The sequence below is a fragment of the Streptomyces sp. 796.1 genome (assembly GCF_047525675.1).
Lineage (GTDB): Bacteria > Actinomycetota > Actinomycetes > Streptomycetales > Streptomycetaceae > Streptomyces.
Genome location: NZ_JBLIWA010000017.1, coordinates 91,004 through 114,173 on the forward strand (window position 1 = coordinate 91,004; position 23,170 = coordinate 114,173).

The window sequence follows — 23,170 nt, forward strand, 5'->3', positions numbered from 1 at the left end:
GTCGCCAGAGAGGAACCACCCACCGCAATGCCCCCCGTTCCTGCCGTCCCTGCCGTTCCCGCCGATCCCACCGTGCTCCACCCCCTGCCTGAGCACCCGCGCGTGGTGCTGCTCAAGCCGCTGGTCACGTCGCCGTTGATCGAGGTCGGCGACTTCTCGTACTACGACGATCCAAACGACGCGACCGCGTTCGAGACGCGCAACGTCCTCTACCACTACGGGCCCGAACGGCTCGTCATCGGCAGGTACTGCGCCCTCGGGACCGGCATCCGGTTCATCATGAACGGGGCCAACCACCGCATGGACGGCCCGTCCACCTTCCCCTTCCCGACCATGGGCGGCTCCTGGGCGGAGCACTTCGACCTGATCACCAACCTGCCCGGGCGGGGCGACACGGTCGTCGGCCATGACGTCTGGTTCGGGCACGGCGCCACCGTCATGCCCGGCGTGCGCATCGGCCACGGGGCGATCGTCGCCGCCGGCGCCGTGGTCACCGCCGACGTTCCCGACTACGGGATCGTCGGCGGCAACCCCGCCCGGCTCATCCGTACCCGCTACGACGCCGCGGACGTCGCCCGGTTGCTCGCCGTGGCCTGGTGGGACTGGCCCGTGCAGCACATCACCACGCACCTGCGGACGATCATGTCGGGAACCGTCGACGAACTGGAGGAGGCCGCCGCGCAGCTCGACCGGACCTGACGCGGCTCGGTGCGGGGTGGCCGATGCCTCGCGTGACTTCGCCGCGCCGTGAGCCTCGCCGGCTGCCTCCCTCAGGGTTGGACGTGTCGCTCCCCAGGGTTGGAGGTGATCCTCTTCAGGACAGGGGAGTGGCGAGGGGCTACTGCTCCGGCCGGGGCCGTGGGGGTGGGCCAGGGCGGTGGCGGCCGGGGTTGGCGCCTGGGCCGGTACCTGTGTCCGTACCCGTGCTGGTGCCGATGTCGGTTTCGGTTTCGGTTTCGAGCCAGCCAGTGGGCAGGGTGTAGTGCCAGCCCTCCTGCCAGTTGAAGGGGGCGTCGACCAGGTCTTCGATCGCGGCTCCGGTCAGCAGGCAGTCGAGGGCCCACTTGTTCGCCGAGTGCGCGATCAGCAGGACGCGCCGACCGTCCTGGGCCCCGGCCAGGTCGTGGAGGAAGGCGCAGGTGGCCCGGATGACCTGGCCGTAGCTCTGGCCGCCCGGATAGGGGGTGTCGATGCGCCGGGAGCGTTCGGCCGCCACCACGGAGACCGGGCAGCCGTTGAGTTCGCCGTAGTCGCACTCGCGCAGCCTGGGGTCCTGGTGGACGGGGAGCGTCGTACCGGCGAAGGCGATGTCCACGGTCTGTACGGCGCGGTGCAGGTCGGAGACGTAGACGGCGGCCAGACCGGTGTCGCGGCGGCGGGCGCCGAGTTCGGCGGCGAGGCGCCGGCCCCGCGCGGACAGCCTGCCCGGCAGCCAGCCGGAGGCGATGCCGTTCTCGTTGTCCTCGGTGAGTGAATGCGTCTCGTAGACGAGGTCGACTGCCATGTCGGACTCCGTTCCGCGGGGAGGGCTCGGGGGCGTGTGGTGGCGGGCGGCGACGACGTCCGTGGGTGTCTTCGCCTCGCAGCCCGTGTTGGGTGTGCTGCTTGCCCGTACGGCAGGGGGAGGGGCCCACCCTCTCTGGTGTACCGCCTGCCACGCCGCCAGATTTGCTGCCACCCAACCGATCGTGCCGTGCGCCGGGTCTGCCGTCTGCGGCCCGGCTGGGACATCTGTGTCAACTACCTGTCGCGTACTACCTGTCGCCCACTCCCCGTACCCTCTGCGCTCTGCCGACTGGCCCCCGCCGCCCGTTGCCTTTGCGGTGGTGGTGCGTGCCAGGCAAGGAGGGCGGAGCCTGCTGGTCGCGGGCCGGCGGGAGGTCTTTCGTCGGATATGCGGTGGGTCGAGAGACGTCGCGTATCACGGCCGTATCACCGGAGCATCCGCAGCGGTGCGGGAAGCGGAGCGGGCTTGTTCGGGTGTCGGGCGGTCGGTAACACTCACGATGCAACGACGAGAGCTGGCCGACCGAAGCTGGTGAACACCTCGCATGCCGGACTACTTGATGCCGCGAAAGCCACCGCTGGACGCGCCGGCGGAGTTGGCCCAACTGTCGCCGGACGCGCTGGAGTTCGCCCAGGCCGCCGCGCTCATCGGCGAGGCGTTCACGCTACAAGAGGTCGCTCGCGTGCAGTCGGTGACGGCGCTGTCCATGATGGCGGCGCTCGAAGAGACCATGGCGGCGGGTGTGATCGGGTTCGCCGGGAACGGGTTGATGTTCCGCTCGCCCGGCCTGTGCCACACGCTCAAGGCCCGGATTCCCGCCCGCGTCCGGCAGGCCCTGCTACGCGGCGCCTCGCTGCACCGGCCGGCCGGGTCCGCCGCGGTCGCACCGGGCCTCGACGACCGTCCCCGGCAGCCCGCCACCACCGCCTGGGCGGCACCGGCGGCCCGCGCGGCCGACCAGTCACCCGAGCCCCTGGTCTCGGCCCTGCTGCTCTGTCGGGAGGGCCCGGGCCGGCCGCTGGACGCGCACACCGTCGCGGCGTTGAGCCGAGCCCTGGCCCGGGCGCCCGAGCCCGTCGACGGTTCGCCGGGCGACGGCGGTGACCTCGCGCGGATACTCGCCCTCTTCGGCTCGGGCGAGTCGGAGCAGCGGGACCGGGCGAAGGCGCTGGTTGCGACGGGGGAGCGCAGCATCGCCACGGTGGTCGCCGCCCTGGTGCTGACGAACCTCGACTGGGTCGCGGGCCGGGTCGACCAGGCACTGGAGTGGGGCCGTGCGGCGCTGCGGATGGACCAGGGCGTGTTGCCCCTCGCATGGCGCCCGTACCCGCTGCTGACGCTGTCCGTCATGCTCATCCACCTCGGCCGCTTCTCGGAGGGCGAAGCGCACCTCGCCCGTACCCGGCGGCTGGCCGAGCGGCTCGACCACGCGTGGGCGTTGGCGGAGGCGTCGATCACCCGGGGCCGGCTGCTCGTCGGCACGGGACGTACGGAACAGGCCGCGGCGGAGGTCCGGGCGGGGGTGGCGAGGGCGCAGCGGGCCGATGCCCATGTGACCGCCGCCCAGGGCCTGTCGTTGCTGTCGCAGGTGACGCTCGACCAGGGTCACTGGTCGGAGGCGGCGGACCAGATCTGGCAGGCCCGCTCGGAGATCATGGCCCAGCCCGGTGCGCTGGTGCGCCACGAATGGGCCGATTTCCGGGTGACCGCGGCCGGCATGGACGCCGCCGGGGCGGTTGGGCTGCTGGTGAAGCGGTTTCCGCAGCTCCTGACCAAGACCTCCGTGCTGCTGCTCGATCCCGGGCGGGCCGCCCATCTGGTGCGGCTGTGCCGGGCCGCGGGGGAGACGGCGTTGGCCGAGGCGGTCACCCGGCGGGTGACGCGGCTCGCGGACCAGAACGCCGGCTACGAGGGCATCGCCGCAGCGGCCGGGCACGCCCGGGGGCTGCTGCACCAGGACGTCGACGCGCTGGAGTACGCGGCCGTCGCGCACAGCGTGCCGTGGGCAGCGGCGGCGGCCAGTGAAGACCTGGGCACCCTGTTCCTGGAGCGGCCGGCGGAGCGGTTCGCCACCCGCCGACACCTGGGGGCGGCGTTGGAGGGGTACCGCTCCATCGGGGCCTTCGCCGCCGTCACCCGGGTCGAGACGCTGCTCAGGCACGTGGGGAGCGGCGGGCCCCAGCAGCCCCGGCGGGGCACGCAGGCCGCGGCCCCCGCGCCCGCATCCGCGCCTGTTCCGGTGCCCGCCCCTGCTCCCGCGCCTGCGCAGACCTCCGCTCCTGCGCCGACCTCCGTGCCCGCGCCCGTGCCCACCACCGCCTCCGCTTCCTCCCTCGCACCCACACCCACACCCGCGGCCGGTCCGGCCAGACGGCTGGGACGGGCGGGCGGCACCCGGTCGCGGACGGAGTTGACGGAGATCGAGCACCGCATCGCCAGCCTGGTCGCGGAGGGGCTGACCAACCAACAGGTGGCCAACCGGGTCGCCCGCTCCCCGCACACCGTCAACTACCACCTGCGCCAGATCTACCGGAAGCTCAACGTGGACTCCCGGGTCAAGCTGGCCCGTGCGCTGCACTGAGCGGAGCCGGCGTGCCGGCGGGTGGCTGTGCCGAGCTGGGGCGGGGAAAGCAGGGTGTGTCGTACGCGGGGGACGGGTCCCCCGGCGGGGCGCCGGTGGTGCCCGGGACCTACCTGCTGGTGGCGCCCGGGGCCCGGGCGCCACCAGCAGGCGACTACGGCCCTGCTGTGCGGTAGTACCGCGTGCCGCCGTGCCCTTGCCACGCCCCACTCGCCCGGCTACGGGTCGGCTACGGGCGTGCCGCGGCGGTGTGGTCAGGCGGGAACCCTGGTCTCCTGCGGATAGGTCCCGTTGTTCAGTTCCGGGCTCTGCACCAGGATCTTCCGTTCCAGGGTGCGCAGGAACTGCGAGGGTTCGATCCCGAGTTCCTTCGCGAACTTCCGCCGGATCTCCCGGTAGGCGTGCAGCGCGTCCACCTGCCGCCCGGACCGGTACAGGGCCGTGATGAGCTGGAACTGAAGGCGTTCGCGGAACGGGTAAGCCGTGGCGTGGGCCATGAGTTCCGGCAGGATGTGATGGTGCCGGCCGAGCCTGAGTTCCAGGCCGAAACAGTGCTCGAACGTCCCCACGCGCTTCTCGTCGAGGCGCGCCGCCGCGGCCCGCATCAACGGGCTGGTCAGTCCTTCGGCGGCCGGGCCGCGCCAGAGGTCGAGCGCGGTGCGCAGCAGTCGTACGGCCTCCGCGCGGTCCCCCGCGGCCTCCACCTGCCGCGACTCGTCCAACAGGTCGGTGAAGCGGTGCGCGTCGACCTGGTCCCGTGCCACGGCCAGGCGGTAGCCGTGGCTTTCGGTGCTGATCAGACCCGGTGTGCCCGCCTCGGTCAGTCGGCGGCGCAGCCGCGACACGCAGATGCGCAACTGGGCGTCCGCGGTCTTGGGCGGGCGGGCGCCCCAGATGCCCTCGATGAGCCGGCCCGCCCCCACGGTGTTCCCGGCGTCCAGCGAGAGCATGGCGACGAGCGTCTGCTGCCGCACTCCCGCGATGCTGATCCGCCGGCCCGCCACGAGGACTTCCGAGGTGCCGAGAAGACCGAAACAGGGCCCCGAGTCGAACCGTTCCAGTTGCATACTGCTCCCTTGGCGATCCGATGAGTGACAAAGCGGCACGGTCATGCCGTCGTGCGACGGGGCGGACGTCGGCCGAAGACGTCGGCCGGAACTGCGCGTGGCCCGGTTCTCCGGGGAAAACGTCCGCCCTGGTCGAAGAGAAGGGTGCGGAGGGGAACCGCCTGACAGAAAGACCTGCTCCACGGGTACGGGAAGCTTCTGTTTGACCCACGCGGGCAACGGCGACCGGGTGCTGCTTTATCGACAAGGGTAAGCCGTGCAGTGTCTCGGCCACCTTGTCCAGGACCATCTTGGCGTAAATACACTGGCCCGTTTGCTGTATGCGGCGGCGGATCGGCAGGGCCGAGGCCATCGGGACGACGGGGAACGGGGAAATCCGGCCATGCCGCCACCAGGCGGTTTCGGCCGTCCCGAGGGTGTGTGCGGCCGGTCGTCTCGTACGTTCCGGCGCGGGCTCCGGGCGGTGTCGAGCGGGGCCGTGCAGGGTGTGTCACGTCCGTGACGGCGGCGGGCCGTGGACGGCGGTGGGTGCCGGAACTACTCGAAGAGGTAGGTGGTTCGCGGCCGTCCCTACTCGGTCGTGCGGTGCCCGGGGCGGGGCGGCGTGGCTACTGTCGCGGCACGGGTGAGGGAAGGGGAACCGCCCGAGGTCACGAGGGCAACCGCGGGGACGAAGGGTGTCCCCGGAGGGGGCGGTGGAGGCTTACGCCTCACCGACGGCCAGGCGCGACGGCCAGGCCGACGCCGCGTACGGGAAGGGTGCCGTACGCGCACCTGACCCCGCACCCGACTCGTACCCGTACCGCCCCGACCGTGTTCGACGTGCCGTGCGCGCCCTTCCGATGAGCGAAAGGAACAGCACTGTGCCCCAACCTGCCTCGGGCTCCGTCGATCTGGAAGAACTCCGAAGCCTGCTGGCCGTCGCCTTCGAGCTGCCGCCCGCGGAGGTCACCGACGACGCGCAGTTCGCCGAGGACCTCAACGCCGACTCGCTCGCGGTCCTGGAGATCGTCACCCGGCTGGAGGACCGGTACGGCGTCGCCGTCTCGGACGAGGAGTTCACGAACGTCACCACCCTGCTCAGCGTTCGCGAACTGGTCCGACGCAAGCTCGCGCAGGCATGACCACGCCCTGACCGGCGGCCGGCCGCGGCCCAGGTCACCGACGGCCCGCCGGGGATCGACCGGCCCGCGGCGACGGACAGGACGAACCGGCGGACCAACCGAGCCGGCGAGCCACCCAGCCGGTGAACCAACCGGGCCAGTGAGCCAACCGAGACAGCCGGAGCGAAAGGAGAGGCAGGCGATGACGGTCCACACCCCTTCCGGTACGGGCCTCGGCCGGGGCCCGTTGGTGCCGCGGCGCCCCGCGGCAGCGGCCGGCAAGGGCGCGGCGCGGGGGTCCGCGGGCCGCGCGTGCGCCGCGCCGGCCCGTACGGGCGGCCCGCCCGAGGTACCGGAGGACTTCTGCACCGAGGTGTTCGCCTCGTTGCGGCGCAAGGACCAGCGGCGCAAGGCCAGGCAGTACCTGCACGGACTGCTGGCGGCGCAGGGCCGCAAGTCCATCAGGAACGTCGCCGCGGTGACGGGCGACCCGGCGGCGGCGCAGAGCCTGCACCACTTCATCGCCGACTCGACCTGGGACTGGCGCCCCCTCCGCGCGGCCCTGGCAGCCTGGGCTGAGCGCCGGCGCCCGGCCCGTGCGCTGGTCGTACACCCGCTGACCATCCCGCGGGCCGGGAACCAGTCCGTGGGCGTCGACCTGCTTCCCGACCCACGACACCGGAAGACCTTCCACGGCCAACTCGCGTACGGCGCCTGGCTCGCCTCCGCCGAACTGGCCGTACCGGTCAACTGGTTGCTGTACCTGCCCGAGGCGGTCGCGCCCGCTGCCGGGCGGGGTATGCCGGCCGCCGGCGGCAGCGGTACGCAGGGGTGGGCCGCGACGGCCGCCCTCACCACGCCCCGTGATGTGGGGGTGAGCGGCAAACCGGTGGTGCTGAACGTGCCGGGCAGCGCGAACCGGGCCACCTTGGCGCGGTTCGCCTACGACGCGACGCCGGTCCTGGCCAGGGCCGCGCTCGACACCCGGCTGACCGTGGCCGACCTCGGTATGCCCGGCTACCGGCGCGGCTGCTTCTCGGCCCAGGTCATCCTGGAGGCCGCCCGCAGCGCCCGGCAGCCCGTGTGGCACGCGGCAGCGGACGGCGCGCGGCCCGCAGCTCCCACCCTGGCCGTAGCGGTGCCGGTCCGGCTGGCGGAAGAGACCGCGGCCGGTGCGCGACGGCTGTTGGTCGGTGAGTGGGCGGACCCGACCGGGCCACCCGAGCGCGTATGGGTGACGGACCTGGTCGACACGCCCCTGCAACGGCTGGTGGAGTACGCCGATCTGGCCCGCCGCGTCGACCACGAGGTGGCCCGGGCCGTCGAATCGGTCGGGCTGCGGGACTTCAGCGGCAGGTCGCTGGCCGGCTGGCACCGGCACGTCACGCTGGCGTCCGCCGCCTACACCGCCGCCCGGCTCGGCCGCGACCCGTCGGCGACCGCCAGCGCGGGCGGGCCGGCGGGCCAAGACCGTGGGACACCGCCGGCCGGCACCGTGTCCGCCAGCCCCCGCACCGGAACGCCCCTGCCTGCCCCCTGACCGGCAGCACGCGCCACCGCCCCCACCCCTCCTGCCAGATCGGATACTTGAGCCATGAACACGCTGATCCTCGCCACGCGCAACGCGGGCAAGCTCGTCGAGTTGAAGACCATCCTCAGCGAGGCGGAGCTGCCGTACGACCTGGTGGGCGCGGACGCCTATCCGCACCTCCCGGACGTGCAGGAGACCGGGACCACGTTCGCCGCGAACGCCCTGCTCAAGGCCCATGCGCTGGCCCGAGCCACCGGGCTGCCCGCCATAGCCGACGACTCCGGCATCAGTGTCGACGTGCTCAGCGGGGCGCCCGGCATCTTCTCCGCCCGCTGGGCCGGCCGGCACGGTGACGACGAGGCCAACTGGCGGCTGCTCCTGGCACAGTTGCAGGACATCGCCGACCCGCACCGCACCGCCAGGTACGTGTGCGCCGCCGCGCTCGCCCTGCCCGACGGTACGGAGCGGGTGACCTTCGGGGAGTTGCCCGGCGTGCTGCGCACCGCACCCGAGGGCACGGGTGGCTTCGGCTACGACCCCGTCTTCCAGCCACTGGGCGAGACGGTGACCTCGGCCCAACTCGATGCCGGGCGCAAGAACGCCATCAGCCACCGGGGCACCGCCTTCCGCGGGCTCGTCCCGCACATCAGGCAACTGGCCGGCTGAGCCCCGGTCGAGCAACCCACGGGCGTACCTGCCGACCTGCCGGTCGACCCACCCACCGACGTACCTTGCTGCGTGACCCACCGGCCACCCCGTCGACGCACCTGCTGAGCGACCCACCGGGTCATCCGGCGCCGCAACGCGTGGGCCGGGAATTCGCCTTCCGGCCCACGGGGCTCCTCCCGACCCCCGTACGAGAAACTCCATAGCCGTCACCTGTCAGCCCCGCGCACCAAAGTCAGCGAGGCCCGCCGGCCTGCCCGAAAGAAGCGAAGAATTCCCGTCAGTGAAGCCATGAGTGCAATGGGAATTCCCCTCCCCGACCTGACACATCGCATCACTCACGCTTTACAGAACCAGCCACTCAGGCAAATGATCGAAAGGTAATTCCCGTTCCCTTGCATTCATGGCATCCAGGGGTTGAACGCATACGCGGAACGGGTGCGGAAACTGGCGCGACAACCAGAGAGAGGACGCACGGATGAGCCGCTTCGAGGCCATGTGGGATCGCTTCTGGACCGACCTTCCCCCGACGCCGGGCGCATCGCCCTGGGACGTGGACCCCACCTACGTGGCCCACGCCCACGTGCACCTGTTCGGCAGCGTGCTCGACCCGACCAAGCCCGTCATCGACGTCGGCTGCGGGGACGGCGCGCAGACCGCGGCGATCGCCAGCCACTTCGAACGGGTCATCGGCGTGGACGTGGCGCCCAGCGCCGTGGAGCGGGCGCGCAAGCATCACAGTGCGCCGGGCGTCGAGTACGAACAGCTCGACCTGCTCCAGCCCGAGCAGGCCGCGGCGCTGCACGAGCGGATCGGCGACGCCTCGCTGTACGTCCGCACCGTCCTGCACGCCTTCACCCCGGACGAGCTGGACCGCGCGGTGACCTCCCTGGCGCACCTGGTCGGCACCACGGGCGGTGCCTTCTTCTACGAGCTCGCGCCGGCCAGCAGGGACTTCATCCTCGGCCAGCTCAAGGGCTCGGGCGGCCCCGCGGAGAAGTTCGGGTTCGTCTTCGACCGGGTCCCGCTGCCCGTCGCCCGTGAGGACGACGCACTCCAGCGCAAGCTGGAGGCCGCCGGCTTCGACATCGTCTCCACCGCCCCGCTGGACTACCAGGGCACGGTCACCACGGACGGCCGGCACGTGAACGTCCCCGCCTTCTTCGTCATGGCCCGCGCCCGCGCCGCACGGTGATTCCGGGCACGTCCCACGCGATGTGAATTGTGATCGGCAGTGACCTTCTCTTTCCGCGCGGCGCTCCCAGGTGCCCCAGCGGGCCGGAATCCTCCCGGACCGCTGGGGCACACCGGGCGTTGCCCGAAGGGACGGCCGTCTTCCGGCGGGCACCGCATTCCCGGTGGAATGGTCGAGGAAATACCTGACACATTAATCAGACCGCGGTTGATGGCTTGTCACATGCCGCTTAGCGTCATTCGCATGGGAAATGTGATTTCGGTCAACACGGGTCCGATCGTCCCGGCTGAATTCGCCAGGCGCCGCGGCAGGTCGGCCATCAAGAAGCTCCCGACCACCGGCCGCGTCAAGGTGGGGCCACTCGGTCTCGAAGGCGACGAGCAGGCCGAGTACTTCCACGGCGGCGAACTCCAGGCGGTCTACGCCTACGCGCGCGAAGACCTCGACTGGTGGTCGGAGCGCCTGCAAAGGCCCCTGCGCAACGGCATATTCGGGGAGAACCTCGACCTCATCGACTTCGACGCCAGCGGGGCCGTACTCGCCGAGAAGTGGCAGGTCGGCGAGGTGCTCCTGCAAGTCATGGCGCCCCGCATGGCGTGTGGCACCTTCGGCGGCTGGATGCAGGAGACGGGGTGGGCCAAGCGCTTCAACGGCGCCCGCCGCCCCGGTGTCTACCTCCGGGTGTTGGAGGGGGGCAGCGTCGCGGTGGGGGACCGGGTCGAGGTGGTGTGGCGCCCGGCCAGGCACGTGACGGTCGCGGAGGCGGTCGGTGCCATCCTCGACGAACAGGACGTGCTCCGGCGCATCACCGCCATGGCCGACGAAGAGCCCGAGTGGGACCGCGCCGCCATGATGTTCCACGTATCGAACCGCACCAGGAACCGTGCCGCCGCAACGAGCGCCACCACCCCGGAGAACGCCCCCGCCGGCACCCCGGCCACGGCGGACGCCACCAGCAACCCAGCGCCGGCCAGCACCGGCAACCCGACCAGCACCGGCGCCCCGGCCACGGCCGACGCCCCGACGCCGGCCACCACCACGGCCACCCCGACCCCTTCGGCCACAACCCCGAACCCCACCGGCCCGGCGCCGACGCCCCCGACGGCTACGGCAACCCAAGGGACCCAAGCACCCCAAGCCACCCCGGCACCCCCCGCGCAACACACCGGGCAGGAGGCACCCGCGACACCCGACCGCCCCACCGGAGCCGTCGATGCTTGACGTGTTCGGTGACTTCAGCCAGGACGACCCGGCCGCCGCGCTCGCCGAGGCGGCTGCCGGCTGCCCGTACCAGGCGGCGGCCGAGAACGGCGGCATCTACGCCTTCCGCGCCGACGACGTACGCCACATCATGTCCAGCCCGCAGTTCTGGTCCCAGCGCTCCACCGACCGGCGCCTGGCCCACCTCCCGGACGCGGACCGTGAGCGGCGCGCCCGCCTCAAGGCGTTCTTCGCCCACTGGCCCGTCTTCTCCGACTCCGACTACCACAAGCGCATCCGCCTGGTCACCCTGCGCCTGCTGCGCGGCATCGTCACACCCCAAGTGCGCACCAGCTACGCACGGGTGGCCGACGAACGCCTGGCAGCCGTGGGCGGGGCCCCCTTCGACTGGCTGACGGAGGTGGCCCGCCCGCTGGCCCGGGAGGTCGTCGCCGCCATGACCGGCCAGGCCGGCGCCACCCCCCTCATCGAACTGAGCCGTGCCGTGATGGACGAACTCGCCACAGCCCGCCTCGACATGGAACGGATCGAGCAGGCGCTCGCCTCCGTCGAAGGGTTGCGCGACTGGCTGGACGCGGCACGCACGGCGCCCCCGACACCGTTCGTCGCCGGCATCGCACGCCTGTGGGACGACCCCGACTTCGGTCCGGAAACCGCCACCGCCCTGCTCACCCAGGTCGTCACCGGGGCCCACGACCCGACGCTCGCCGCGCTGTGCGTGGTGGGGGAGCGGGTCACCCACGACCAACTCGACCACCTCTTCCTGCCCCGGCTCAGGGAAGAGGTCTTCCGGCTCGCCACCCCCTTCAGGTTCGCCAGCCGCTACGCCCGCGAGCCGGTCACCGTCGGCCCGTACGAACTCGCCGCGGGCGACCGGGTCAACCTCTGCCTCGCCACCGCCAACCTGGACCCCGAGCACCACCGGGACCCGCTGCGCGTCCAGGACCGCGGGGCCGCCGCACGCTCCCTCACCTTCGGCGCCGGCGACCACTACTGCCCCGGCGCGCCGCTGGCCCGCTCCGCCGTCGAAGCCCTGCTGGAGGCGCTGAAGCGGGCGGGCGTGGCGTTCCGGGCGGAGCACGTCGAGCGGGAACCGGAGCTCCCCACCCTGCGCTACCGCACCCTGCACGGACGCCTGGTGCGCCCCGCACCTGCGGCCCCGGGTCCGCAGCCCGCCCCGGCCACCTGCCCCGCACAGCGGTCCCGACCGCACCGCGGCTGATTCCAACCGGCCGCACCGAGTCCGGCGTACGACCCGACCCCCACCGGCGGCGCGCGTATCCCACCAGCTGCCGGCCACACCCACAAGGCACACCCCGCCCACCACGGTCACCACCACGGCCCGCCCGCCGCCCGGCCACCCGGCAGCGGACGCCGCGCCGAGGGCCGTGGCCACTGCCGTGTTCCACCTCCCGGAGGGAGCTCACCCATGAGCGTGCTGGTCATCGACACCGACCCCGGGCTCGACGACGCCCACGCCCTGGCCATGGCGCTGGTCCCGGCGCCCCGGCGCCCGCACGTCCCGGTCGCCGCGGTCTGCACGGTCGCCGGCAACGTCGGCATCGACACGGTGACCGACAACGCCCGCTGGCTGTTGGGCGCGTACGGCGAGGACGCGGCCACGATCCCGGTGTACCGGGGCGCCGCGGGACCCATCGCGGGCCCGCGCAGCGAGGCACCCGACATCCACGGCGCGGACGGCCTCGGTGAACTCGGCCGCTGGTCCGTCACACAGACCGGGGAACAGGGCACGCCGGCGGCGCTCGCGCTCATCGAGACCGCCCGCCGCCACCCGGGCGAGACCACCCTCGTCGCCCTCGGACCGCTCACCAACGTCGCCCTCGCCCTCAGGCTCGAACCGCGCCTGCCGCAACTCCTGGACCGGGTGGTGGTGATGGGCGGCGCCATCCACGGCCGGGGCAACCTCACCATCAGCGCCGAATTCAATACCGGAGCCGATCCGGCCGCCGCCGACCTGGTCTTCGCCCACTTCCCGGGACTCGTCCTGCTGTCCTGGGAGACCACGCTGGACCACGCCTTCGCCCCGGCAGAGTTCACCGCCTTCTTCGACGGTCCGAGCCGCGCCGCAGCCACCCTGCGGCGGGTGGTGGCCAACCGGTTCGTCACCGACCCGTCCTACGCACAGCGCAGCGCGTACGTCCGCGCCGACCCGCTGGCCATGGCCGTCGCACTCGACCCGACCGTGGTCACGCAGGCGTCCGAACACCGCGTCTACGCCGAGTACGCACCCGGCAGCGCCCGCCACGGCGCCACCGCCGTCGACTGGCGGGACACCCTGCGGGACCGGCCCCCGGTCACCCTCGTCGAACGGCTCGACCGCGACCGGCTACTCGAACTCCTCCACGTCTGACCGGCGGGCGGGCAACCCACCCGGGAACGACTTCGCCGAACCGCCCACCCGAGCACGGCCTGACCGGGTCAGCCAGCCGGGTACGGCCTGGCCGGGCCGCGCACCCCCCGTACGGCCGCGGCTGCCCGAGCCACCCGCGCTTGCCGGCCGGGGCCGCGACGGTCCCGCCGGTCGGGGTGTCGCAGACTGACCCGGGAACACCACTCGCCACCCCGGCGCCGGGCCGGCACCATCCCGCCCTGCGCCACCCGGCCACCCCCGTACCCCCGAGACAGCCGACGGCCCTGGGAAAGGACGACATGACCACGCCACCGCCCACCCGCGACACCACGAAGCCACTCCTGGACACCGAAGAGCTCCGCCTCGACATACCCGAACGCCTGGCCCGCCAGATCGCCTTCATCGCCGAGACCGACCGCCTGAAGGCCGTCCTGCGGCTGAGCCCCCTGCTCTCCGCCGACCGGCGCGAGAACGACGCCGAACACTCCTGGCACCTGGCCCTGATGGTGCTCCTGCTCGCCGAGTACGCCAACGAGCCCATCAACGTCGAACGCACCCTGAGGCTCGTCCTGGTGCACGACCTCGTCGAGATCTACGCGGGCGACACCTGCCTGTTCGACGACGCGGCCCGGCAGACCCAGGCCGAGCGCGAACGCGCCGCGGCCCAGCGGCTGTTCGCCCTCCTCCCGGCCGACCAGGAGGCCGAGTTCCACGCGCTGTGGGACGAGTTCGAAGAACGCCGCACCCCCGAGGCGAAGTTCGCCAAGGCCCTCGACCGGTTCCAACCCCTGCTCCTGAACGCGGGCAACGAGGGCGGCACCTGGCGCGCCCCCGACGTCACCCACCCCCGCGTCCACGAGCGCACGTCGGTCATCGACCAGGGCTCCCACACCCTGTGGGACTGCACCGAGCAACTGCTCGCGGCGGGGGTACGGGAGGGCTGGCTGAAGAACGGGTAGACCACCTGGCCTGCGGGTCGGCAGGGCCACCGGGCCGGTACGGGTCGACAGCCCCTGGCCCTACGCCCCGGGGCCTACGCGGCGTCGCCGCCCGGCCGCGGCGGCACCCGGACCGCATCGGCGGACGGGCGCTCGGCGGGCGCCCGCCCCGAGGCGCGGTCGGGCGGGAACCAGGCGAGGGCGGCGGCGACCACACAGAAGCCGGCGGAGACCCACAGCACCGAGGTGTAGCCACCCACCGCAGGGTGGCCGTCGCCGTCGGCCTGGGCGGCCAACACGGTGGCGGCGAGCGCGCTGCCCAGCGAGAAGCCGGTGAAGCGGACCACCTGGTAGAAGCCCAGGGCGCTCCCCGTCTCCCCCTCGGGGACGGCTCGTACGATCAGGCCGGGGATCGCGGCGAAGGTGGTGCCAAGGCCCACGCCCAGCACACCCGTCATGACGAACGCCTGCCACAGGGCACCGTGGAAGACGGCGAAGAACCCGCAACCCACCGCGGCCACCAGACAGCCGAGCACCAACACCGCCCGCGTCCCCATGCGGGCCACCAGGGCGGGCAGGGCGCGGGAGCTGGCCAGCATGAAGAAGGACAGCGGGATGAGGACGAGGCCGGCCACGACGGCCGACGCGGAGAACCCGAACCCACCCGAGCGGGGCGACTGCACGAACTCCGTCACACCCGAAAGCACCATGTACATCGCGATGCCCAGCACCATGGCACAGGCATCGGCGGACAACACCGAAGGGTGACGCAGCAGGCGGAGCTGGACCAGCGGATGCTCGGCGCGCAACTGCTGCCGGGCCCACACCGCGCCGAGCACGACGCCGGCCGCCAGCAGACTGACGACCGCCGGCGAGCCCCAACCCCACCGGGTCCCCTCCGCCACCGCCACCAGTACGGTGACCAGCGCCAGGGTGAGCAGTACGGCGCCCACCCAGTCGAGCGGGTCGGGGGCGCCACGCCGCGCGCCCGACGGCAGGACCGCCGCGGTACACAGCAGCGCGAGGCCCGACACGACCGCGCCGAACCAGTACGCACCCGCCAGCCCCCACACGTCGGCCACCCACCCACTGATCGGGTAGCCCGCACCGAGGCCGGCGCCGGCCGACACCGACAGCAGCGCGATCATCGGCGCCACCTTGGCCGTGGGCAGTTCGTCCCGCGCGGTGGCCATGGCCAACGGTGCGAGACCGAGCCCGACGCCCTGCAACCCACGGCCGACGAGCAGCCACCCGAACCCCCCGCCCCAGCCACTGGCCACCGCCGCCACCACGCCGCCCACCGTGACCACGGCCAAGCCGCCGAGCAGCGTCACCCGCCGCCGCGGCCCGTCACCGAGCCGCCCCAGGACCGGGGAACTCGCCGCGCCGACCAGCAGCGCCACGGTCAGCGACCACTGCGCCGTGCTCAGCGACGCATGGAACTCATGGGCGACGGTGGGGATCAACGGCGCCCCGAACGAGCTGATGAGGCTGGAGACCAAGGTGGCGAGCACCAGCACAGGACCGATCAGTGCACTACGACGCTGCTTGGTCAGCACATGACCCATGACCACGAAACCCCCGGAAGAAGTGCGTGCGACTTGCACGCAATAAGCTACCCCCAACCCGTGCGTTTCGCACGTACTATTGCCGGATGGTGAACACAGGCTTGGCGCGCGACCTGGAACAGGCGCTGGGGCAGTTGCTCCTGCGGCGCAACCGGAGCGCGCTCTACGACGCGGTCCTCGACGAGGCCCCGCCGGGCGTCGACCGGCAGACCTACCGGGTGCTCAGCGGGTTGGCCAGGCTCGGACCGCAGTCGGCGGCGCGGCTGGCCGACGAGGTGGGCATCGACCGGTCCGGCGCGAGCCGGTACGCCGACCGACTCGAAGCCGCGGGCCTCATCGAACGCGGCCCCGACCCCCACGACGGCCGCGCCACCCTGCTCTCCCTGACTCCGAAGGGCCGCACCACGGTCGCCGGGCTGCGCGACGCGCTGACCCGACACCTCGAAGACCGGATCGCGGACTGGCCCGAGGGGCAGGCGCAGGCGCTCATCGACGGCATTCGCCTGCTCATCGACGTGCCGCGGGAGTGACCCGGCCGGCTGTCGACGACGGAACGCCGCCGTCGCCTGCGGCGCTGCGAACGGATCACCTCCGATACCGCCGGGCCACCGCCGCGAAGGCGGCCTTCGGCTCCCACTCCATGTCGGGATAGGTCTCGCCGCGGCGTCCTTCGAGGAGTTTGACGATGCCGAGGCCGGCTCGGTCCAGGTCGTCCCTGGGGTCGCCGTCCGGGCGGTGCGGGTAGCCCGCGAGGGCGAACAGGAACACGAACGCGCTGTCCACGCCCTCGGACGCGAAGACCTCCAGCAGTTCGTCCAGGTACGCGGCCTGGCCCGCCTCGTCCCGCTCGTAGCTGCCGTTCAGCCGCACCGGGGCGCCGGTCGCGGGGTCGTGTTCGACGACGTCGAGCACCCGTCCGCCGCGGTCCCCAGCGCCGCGGTAGGCCGCGGTGCCGAACCCGGTGACGGCGAGCGGCTTCGGGCCCCGGGCCAGGGTGCGTACGGCCGCCCGGAACTGGTCCGCGACCTCGGCCGAGCGGATCAACTCAAGCGTCACCAGGTCGAAGGGGGCCCAGTCGACCTGCTCGAACTGGATGGCGGCGTAGGTGAGCCTGCCGAGGAAGCGCTCGCGGACCGTACCCGCTGCCTCGTGGAGGAAGGCGTTGATGGCCGAGCCGAGTTCCCGCATCGCCTCGGCCCGCCGCCCGGGCCGGTCCAACAGGTGCCGTACCCGCTCCTCGGGGCTGTCTCCGGGGAGGAACCCGCGGCTCATCACGCTCAGCTCGACCCCGGTGACGAAGACGACCGTGGCCCCCTGCCGCCGCAGCCGCTCCGCCCGCTCGGCGCAGTCGCGGAGGAGCGTGAGCATCTGTTCCTGATCGAGCTCCAGCGGATAGGGCGAGAACCAGACCTCCAGCCCGAGTTCGGCCGCGAGGCGGGCGGCCGACTCCAGTCGGGCCGGGTCGCCGCCGATCACCTGGACCGCGTTGCAGTGCAAGTCATCGCGGATGACGGCGAGTTCGCGCCGGACCACCGCCGGGTCGAAGTGCTCGCGAGACACCCGCCCGTGCAGCACGAAACCGGTGTCGTAGGTCATTCCTCTGGCACGCATGACGGTTCCCTCCCCGCCCACCCCGGACGGGTCGGCTCGCCAGCAAGCTGACAGGAAAAGTGCGTGTACGCAAGTTTGCGGGCGCGCACTCTCGTGTGGAAAGGTGACACCGTGACGACACCACCACCCGGTCTGCGGGAGCGGAAGAAGCAGGCCACGCGCGAGGCGCTGCGTCGGGCGGCGCTGCGTCTGGCCATGGAGCGTGGGCCGGACCGGGTACGGGTCGAGGACATCGCCGAGGCGGCCGGCGTCTCCCCGCGTACCTACAACAACTACTTCGCCAGCCGCGAGCAGGCGATCGTCTCCGCCGTCACCGCGGACCGGGAAACACGGATCGCGACGGCGGTCACGGCCCGCCCCGCCGGCGTGCGGCTGGCCGACGCCGTCACGGAAGCGTTGGTCGAGCAGTACGCGAACGCCAGCGAGCGTGACCAACGGACGCTCCTGCTCATCACCACCCACACCGCACTGCGCGGCGCGTTCCTCGGCGCCACCGCCGACATCGAACCCCCACTCGCGGCGGCACTCGCCCGCTGCCTGGGCGAGGACCCCGCGGCACCCGCGACCCGCGTCCTGGCGGCCAGTGTGGCCGCGGCAGTCCGCATCGCACTGGAAGACTGGCTCCAGCCCGCCACCGCCGCGCACCCCGACAGGGCCCACGACGCCGGCGGGCTCGTCATCCCCGCGGGTTCCCTTCCCGACCGACTCCGTGCGGCCCTGGCACCGCTCGGGCCGGCGTTTGACGCGGTGGAGCGGGGCAGGCAGCAGTGAGGTCCGAGCGGCCAGGGCTGGGTTAGTTGGTGAGGGTGTGCCCGGCTGGCGAGAGCCTCAGCCGGGCATCTGCCGGCTGGGGTCGTTGAGGCACGGGATGAATCAGCCGCGCAGCTTCTTCCAGGTGTTGGGGCCGACGATGCCGTCCGCTCCGCCGGCGTGGGCACCCTGAAATGCCAGTAGCGCATTCCGGGTGTCCTCGTCGAAGTAGCCGTCGATTGGGTCGCCGTGCGCGTGGTGCGGTTGGACGGATGGTGCGGGTATGGTCCGGCCGGGGCTTCACCCCGGCCGGACCGTGCGCCCGATCACTGCCCAGCCGTGATCACCTGTCGATGTGCTGGGTGACTACGCCCGAGTCAGCCCCCCCCCCCGGGAGGGCGCACCATGGGGAATCAGCCGCGCAACTTCTTCCACGTGTTGGGGCCGACGATGCCGTCCGCCTTGAGGCCGTGGTCACGCTGGAACGCCTTTACCGCCTTCTCGGTGTCTCCCCCGAACTTGCCGTCGACGCCTGACGAACCGATGTTGTAGCCCCAGGCGTCACGCAGCAGGCACTGGATCTCCTTCACGTGGTTACCGCGGTCACCGCGGTCGGCGTACTTCGAGCCGTCGTGGTAGCCGCAGTAGTAGCTGAGCGTGGACGGGCCGTTCTGGGTAGCGGCGGCCGGGCTCGAAGCCGGCGCGGCCGTGGCGGAGGCGACCCCGCCGAGGAGGAGCGCGCCGGCGAGGGCGGCGGGGACGAGCGCACGCATCGTCTTGGTCATGGGTGTCGTATCCCTTTCGGTGATGGGTGGCACAGCGCCCGGAAGCAGTACAGGGCGTTCCGGGTGCTGAAGGTCATCGGACGAGCCGTACGGGCTCGAAGACCCTCCCGCTCACAGCCGGACGCTGCGCTGGCCCGATCCGCTGACATCACCGAGCTTTCTCCGGCCACCATTGATTAGCACCCCCCTCACCTGGGACTTTTCAATTCCCGAGCGGGCCTGCTCGCCACGCGCAGCCTTCCACCAGCCATCCACGACGGCCGGACACCGGCCCCACCAGCACCTTCCGAGCACCGCACCGGGACCGAAGCTCCCCGCCGGCGGAGCCACCTCGGGCCGGTCAGCAGGTCCTGCGGTACGGAATCCCCGGCAGGTACTTCTTCCAGTCCGCGCGGGAGAGCCCCGATCCGGCGCGGGTACAGACCTGACGGGCCGCCTCGGCGGGAGCGATGTCGTACGCGCGGACCCGTACGTGCGAACCCGCCACGTACAACACGGTGCCGTTCTGGTTGAAGGCGAGCGCCCGCGGGAGGTCACCCGGGGTGGGCAGGGGAGAGCCGAGCGGGCGGCTGGAGGGCACATCCCAGAGCTGCACGGTGCCGTCGCTCCCGGCCACCGCCAGGGTGTTGCCGTCCGGTGAGAAGGCGAGCGCGGTGACGGCCTCGCCGGGGGTGGTGCCCGTCGCACCCAGCCGATCACGCACCCCGCCGTTCCACACGCTGACGTGTCCCCGGGCGTCGCCCGCCGCGAAGCGCGCCCCGTCCGGGCTGAAGGCCAGCACGTCGGCTATGCCGTCGCCGAGGGCGCGGTAGTGGGTCTGTCCCGTACACGGGTTGGTCACCTGGCCCTGCCCGGTGACGAGGAGGTGCTGGTCACCGCGGAGGGCCAGGCCCGTGACGGGCGTGTTGCGCAGCGTCCGGAGGCGCTTGTTCCGCGGTACGTCCCAGACCTCGACGTCCTCTCGCGCGCCCGACCTGGCCACGTACAGGGTGCGGCCGTCGGGGCTCATGGCCAGCGAGTGAACGGTGGTCAGGTCGTCCCCGCCGGGCCGGATGACGATGCTCGCACTCCTGCGGTGTGCCGGTACGTCCCAGACGGTGATGCGTTGACCGGCGGAAGCGTCAGGGGCGGTACTGCTTCGGGCGTATGCGAAGAAGCGGCCGTCAGCGCTCAGCGCCATCGCATTGATGCAGTCGACGTCCTCCGCACCCTCCGACGGGGCACCGGCATCCGCACCGTCGACGGTGAGTTTCTCCTCGCTGGCCCGCGGTTCCTGGGGGCGGGACACGTCGGACGCTGCCTCGGGATCGGCCGATTCGACGGGGCACGGCTGGTCAGGCATCGTGAGCAAGGACCGGCCGGTCCGGGTGTCCCAGAGGGTGACGCTCCGCTCGCCCACCGCCTCCTGCGGGGCGCGCAGAGCCGCCAACGTCTGGCCCTCCCGGGACAACAGCGCGGCATCCGTTGGCCATCGGCGCCAGCCGGCCGTGGTGACCTGGCCCAGCGCCAAGGACCGTACGGCCGTGCGCGAGCTGTCGAGGTAGCGGATCACACCCGCGGTGAAGTCGATCTCGTAGTGATCAGCGGTCTGGTTCTTCAGGGTGTGACGGAAAACCGGAGTGATGTTGGGCAGCGCGAAGCGCCACACCAGGACGTGGCCCTCCTCGTTGACCGACGTCATGAAGGCGCCGTTCGGGCTGAACCGTACGTCGGCCTGCTCTTCCGCTCCCCGGGCAGCGAGCTCGCGTCCCGAGGCGACGTCCAACACGCGCATGCCACCGGGACCGTCGAACACGAGGGTGGCGTTGTCCGGTGAGAAGGTGAGCCGGCTCCGCGAGCACGCGCCCCAGCCGTACCTCGCCGGCCACGGCAGGTCCAGTGGCGTGCGGCGGGCGACGTCCCAGATCCGCAGCGGGTGCCGGGTGCTGCACTCGGCCAGCCGACGCCCGTCCGCGCTGATCGCCGAGTACGAGGCACCCCCGTCACCACCACCGACCGGAACGCGCAGCCGCAGCCGAAGCGTCGCCACGTCCCACACCTGCACCTCGCGCGCGCCGCTCGTCACGAGGCTGCGCCCGTCCCCGCTGAACGCGACGGTCACCGGCTGCTCCGTGCGCAGGGTGGCCACCAACCGGCCGGCGCGGATGTCCCACACGCTGAGGGAGTCCTCACGGGCTAGGGCCATGGTCCGACCATCCGGACTGATCACATCCTCATCGGGTCCGGACAACCGTTCGCCGGGCCCCGGGTAGGCGTGGGTGAGCCGGTGGGTGCGCAGGTCCCAGACACGAATGTGGTCACCTGAGGCCGACACCAGGGTCCGCCCGTCGCCGGTGATGCGGCGGACGGTGGACCGGGCGTCGTGTTCCGGAACCCTGAAGACGTCCCGCTCACGGGTGTTGAGCGCCGCCAGCACCGCCGAGCGGGTCTCGATGGTGGGGGCGAGCCGCCAGGCCGCGACGCTCAGCCTGGCTGCCGTGACCGGATCGGTGGTGTGCAGGCTGTCGGCCATCGCGGCGATCCGCCGGGCCTCGGACTCACGGTGGCGGCGCTCGCTGGTACGGGACTGCTGCCAGGCGGCGGCACCCGCGACGAGCGCGAGGACGAGGAGGGTGGCGAGCGTGGCCAGCAGGGCGCGGCGACGTCGCAGCTCCCTGCTGCGCGTGGTGCGACCGGCGGACAGGAACTCCTGCTCCATGGGGGTCAGCGGCTCGCCCACCAGGTGTTCGTCGGCCATCGCCAGCCGCGTACCCCGGTACAGGGCCCCCACGTCCCGGTCCAGGTCCACCCAGGCGTGCGCGGCCTCGGTCAGGCGCCGATGTACGTGCAGCCGCTCGCGTGCCTCCTCCACCCAGGCGTGCAGCCGGGGCCAGGACGTGATGAGCGCCTCATGCACGAGGTCGACGGTGTTCTCATCGAGGATGATGAGACGGGCCCGGGCCAAGTGGTCGATTACCAGGGCCACTTCGTCGGCCGGGGCGAAGCTCAGTTCCGTACGGTCGAGAGGGCGACGGGTGTCCGGCGAACCCTCACCGGGGGTGATCAGCCGCAGCAGTATGCGGCGGGCCAACTCGGCCTGATCGGCGGAGAACTGCGCGTAGACCTCCTCGGCGGTCTTCGCGATCGCCCCGTGCACCCGGCCCGCCGCCTCGTACGCCTGCACGGTAAGGACCCGGCCGCGTCGGCGCCGCCACGTCTCGCGCAGGCAGTGCGAGAGCAGGGGCAGACCGCCCGGTTCGCGGTCCACTTCCTCGACGAGTCGGGCCGTCAGCTCACGTTCCACGATCAGCCCGGCGAGTTGGGCCGGACGGACGATGACCTCGCGCAACTCGGCCGGACTCAGGGGCCCCACCAGCAGGTTCGCATCCCGCAGCGCTTCGGCGAGGGCCTGGTGCTCGGCGCAGCGCCCGTAGAAGTCGGCCCGTACGGCGATCACGACGCGCAGTCGGCTGTCCGGCTGCCGCGCGGTGAGCAGTGCGTCGAGGAACTCGGCGCGCTCGTTGGGGTCCCGGCACAGCGTGAAGACCTCCTCGAACTGGTCCACGACGACGAGGGTGTGCCCCGCCGGGCCCTTGGGGCGCAACGCCTGCGCGTGGTTGCGCATCGGGTGTTCCCCGGGCGTCAGGATGCGGATCGCCGCCGGGGGTCCTTCCGTGGTGCGCAGCGCGGGGACCAACCCGGCGCGCAGGAGGGACGACTTGCCGCTTCCGGACGGCCCGAAGACCGCGGCGAAGCGCTGGGCGAGCACGAGCTCACACAGCTCGGCGACGAGCGCGGTGCGCCCGAAGAACCGTTCATGGTCCCCGGGTTCGAACCGGTCCAGGCCCTGGTACGGCGGCGGTGCGTCCGCATCCTCTTCCCTGAGGTCGGGTATCTCCTGAGCCGTCTCCTGCCAGCGCCGCTCCCACTCGTCCTGGTCGCCGTCGCACGCCCGGACGTAGGCCAACGCCACGGCCAGGGAAGGCAGTTGCTCCCCGGCCGCGGCCTGTGACAGTGAGGTCGCCGAGTAGCCGGCGCTGCGTGCCATCTCCCGATAGGTGGGACCGCCCGCGTCCCGCCGGAGCATCCGTAACCCGTACGCAAATCGTTGGACCGGCCCCGCAGCCGGGTCGACTGTTCTTTCGCGGCGCCCCATCGCTCTCTCCCCCGTATGGCTTCGTATGTCTTCATGGCGCTTCGTGCTGTTGTGTGCAGGGTCCCGGCCACGTTAAGAACGCGGCGCCGGGTGCAACAAGTGGGATTCTGGCCTGCCCGAGCGAAGGTGCTCCGCCCCGTG

The 23,170-nt window shown here is 72.3% G+C and carries 19 protein-coding genes; 12 read left to right on the forward strand and 7 right to left on the reverse strand.

Annotation, left to right across the window (positions count from 1 at the left end):
* Window positions 1-27 precede the first annotated feature (27 nt).
* Window positions 28-699 carry a CatB-related O-acetyltransferase gene (locus ACMA1D_RS13790; RefSeq protein WP_414724230.1) on the forward strand — a complete coding sequence of 224 codons (672 nt, stop codon included), beginning with the start codon at window positions 28-30 and terminating at the stop codon, window positions 697-699.
* Between the two features lie 139 nt (window positions 700-838).
* Here ACMA1D_RS13790 and ACMA1D_RS13795 read toward each other — a convergent pair whose 3' ends face one another.
* A complete protein-coding gene (locus tag ACMA1D_RS13795) occupies window positions 839-1,504 on the reverse strand; it encodes a histidine phosphatase family protein (RefSeq protein WP_414724231.1) in 666 nt (221 codons plus the stop codon).
* A 547-nt stretch (window positions 1,505-2,051) separates the two neighbouring features.
* Between ACMA1D_RS13795 and ACMA1D_RS13800 the strand changes: the two genes are divergently transcribed.
* Window positions 2,052-4,088 carry a LuxR C-terminal-related transcriptional regulator gene (locus ACMA1D_RS13800; protein WP_414724232.1) on the forward strand — a complete coding sequence of 679 codons (2,037 nt, stop codon included), beginning with the start codon at window positions 2,052-2,054 and terminating at the stop codon, window positions 4,086-4,088.
* Between the two features lie 254 nt (window positions 4,089-4,342).
* On the opposite strand, the gene ACMA1D_RS13805 is transcribed toward ACMA1D_RS13800, so the two are convergent.
* On the reverse strand, window positions 4,343-5,155 hold the full coding sequence (locus ACMA1D_RS13805) for an AfsR/SARP family transcriptional regulator (RefSeq protein ID WP_414724233.1): 813 nt from the start codon (window positions 5,153-5,155) through the stop codon (window positions 4,343-4,345).
* Between the two features lie 863 nt (window positions 5,156-6,018).
* Here ACMA1D_RS13805 and ACMA1D_RS13810 point away from each other — a divergent pair.
* From ACMA1D_RS13810 to ACMA1D_RS13845, 8 genes are all read left to right on the forward strand, one after another.
* Window positions 6,019-6,279 carry an acyl carrier protein gene (locus ACMA1D_RS13810; RefSeq protein ID WP_414724234.1) on the forward strand — a complete coding sequence of 87 codons (261 nt, stop codon included), beginning with the start codon at window positions 6,019-6,021 and terminating at the stop codon, window positions 6,277-6,279.
* Between the two features lie 181 nt (window positions 6,280-6,460).
* A complete protein-coding gene (locus ACMA1D_RS13815) occupies window positions 6,461-7,798 on the forward strand; it encodes an IS701 family transposase (RefSeq protein WP_414724235.1) in 1,338 nt (445 codons plus the stop codon).
* A 54-nt stretch (window positions 7,799-7,852) separates the two neighbouring features.
* Window positions 7,853-8,455 (forward strand): RdgB/HAM1 family non-canonical purine NTP pyrophosphatase, encoded by a 603-nt coding sequence (gene rdgB / locus ACMA1D_RS13820; RefSeq protein ID WP_414724236.1) that lies wholly within the window; start codon window positions 7,853-7,855, stop codon window positions 8,453-8,455.
* A gap of 478 nt (window positions 8,456-8,933) precedes the next feature.
* The gene (locus ACMA1D_RS13825) at window positions 8,934-9,650 is read left to right on the forward strand and encodes a class I SAM-dependent methyltransferase (protein WP_414724237.1); all 717 of its coding nucleotides are present in this window, start codon (window positions 8,934-8,936) and stop codon (window positions 9,648-9,650) included.
* Window positions 9,651-9,893: 243 nt separating this feature from the next.
* Window positions 9,894-10,871, forward strand: a complete 978-nt coding sequence (locus ACMA1D_RS13830) for an MOSC domain-containing protein (RefSeq protein WP_414724238.1) — start codon at window positions 9,894-9,896, stop codon at window positions 10,869-10,871.
* Window positions 10,864-12,093, forward strand: coding sequence for a cytochrome P450 (locus ACMA1D_RS13835; protein WP_414724239.1), 1,230 nt, complete (start codon window positions 10,864-10,866; stop codon window positions 12,091-12,093). The genes ACMA1D_RS13830 and ACMA1D_RS13835 overlap by 8 nt, the downstream gene beginning before the upstream one ends.
* A 207-nt stretch (window positions 12,094-12,300) precedes the next feature.
* Window positions 12,301-13,242 (forward strand): nucleoside hydrolase, encoded by a 942-nt coding sequence (locus tag ACMA1D_RS13840; protein ID WP_414724240.1) that lies wholly within the window; start codon window positions 12,301-12,303, stop codon window positions 13,240-13,242.
* Between the two features lie 299 nt (window positions 13,243-13,541).
* Window positions 13,542-14,201 (forward strand): HD domain-containing protein, encoded by a 660-nt coding sequence (locus tag ACMA1D_RS13845; protein WP_414724241.1) that lies wholly within the window; start codon window positions 13,542-13,544, stop codon window positions 14,199-14,201.
* Window positions 14,202-14,275: 74 nt separating this feature from the next.
* Here the strand turns inward: ACMA1D_RS13845 and ACMA1D_RS13850 are convergent, their stop codons facing one another.
* The gene (locus ACMA1D_RS13850; protein ID WP_414724242.1) at window positions 14,276-15,748 is read right to left on the reverse strand and encodes an MFS transporter; all 1,473 of its coding nucleotides are present in this window, start codon (window positions 15,746-15,748) and stop codon (window positions 14,276-14,278) included.
* An 86-nt stretch (window positions 15,749-15,834) separates the two neighbouring features.
* Here ACMA1D_RS13850 and ACMA1D_RS13855 point away from each other — a divergent pair, with 86 nt between their 5' ends.
* Window positions 15,835-16,278, forward strand: coding sequence for a MarR family winged helix-turn-helix transcriptional regulator (locus ACMA1D_RS13855; protein WP_414724243.1), 444 nt, complete (start codon window positions 15,835-15,837; stop codon window positions 16,276-16,278).
* Between the two features lie 55 nt (window positions 16,279-16,333).
* Here ACMA1D_RS13855 and ACMA1D_RS13860 read toward each other — a convergent pair whose 3' ends face one another.
* A complete protein-coding gene (locus tag ACMA1D_RS13860; protein WP_414724244.1) occupies window positions 16,334-17,359 on the reverse strand; it encodes a hypothetical protein in 1,026 nt (341 codons plus the stop codon).
* Between the two features lie 111 nt (window positions 17,360-17,470).
* Here ACMA1D_RS13860 and ACMA1D_RS13865 point away from each other — a divergent pair, with 111 nt between their 5' ends.
* Window positions 17,471-18,130, forward strand: a complete 660-nt coding sequence (locus ACMA1D_RS13865) for a TetR/AcrR family transcriptional regulator (protein ID WP_414724245.1) — start codon at window positions 17,471-17,473, stop codon at window positions 18,128-18,130.
* Window positions 18,131-18,232: 102 nt separating this feature from the next.
* On the opposite strand, the gene ACMA1D_RS13870 is transcribed toward ACMA1D_RS13865, so the two are convergent.
* The 3 genes from ACMA1D_RS13870 to ACMA1D_RS13880 all read right to left on the reverse strand — a co-directional run bounded on the left by ACMA1D_RS13870 (window position 18,233) and on the right by ACMA1D_RS13880 (window position 22,921).
* Window positions 18,233-18,394 (reverse strand): peptidoglycan-binding domain-containing protein, encoded by a 162-nt coding sequence (locus ACMA1D_RS13870; RefSeq protein WP_414724283.1) that lies wholly within the window; start codon window positions 18,392-18,394, stop codon window positions 18,233-18,235.
* Window positions 18,395-18,522: 128 nt separating this feature from the next.
* Window positions 18,523-18,894, reverse strand: coding sequence for a peptidoglycan-binding domain-containing protein (locus ACMA1D_RS13875; RefSeq protein ID WP_414724246.1), 372 nt, complete (start codon window positions 18,892-18,894; stop codon window positions 18,523-18,525).
* A gap of 340 nt (window positions 18,895-19,234) precedes the next feature.
* Window positions 19,235-22,921 carry a DNA-binding protein gene (locus tag ACMA1D_RS13880; protein WP_414724247.1) on the reverse strand — a complete coding sequence of 1,229 codons (3,687 nt, stop codon included), beginning with the start codon at window positions 22,919-22,921 and terminating at the stop codon, window positions 19,235-19,237.
* Window positions 22,922-23,170: the final 249 nt, after the last annotated feature.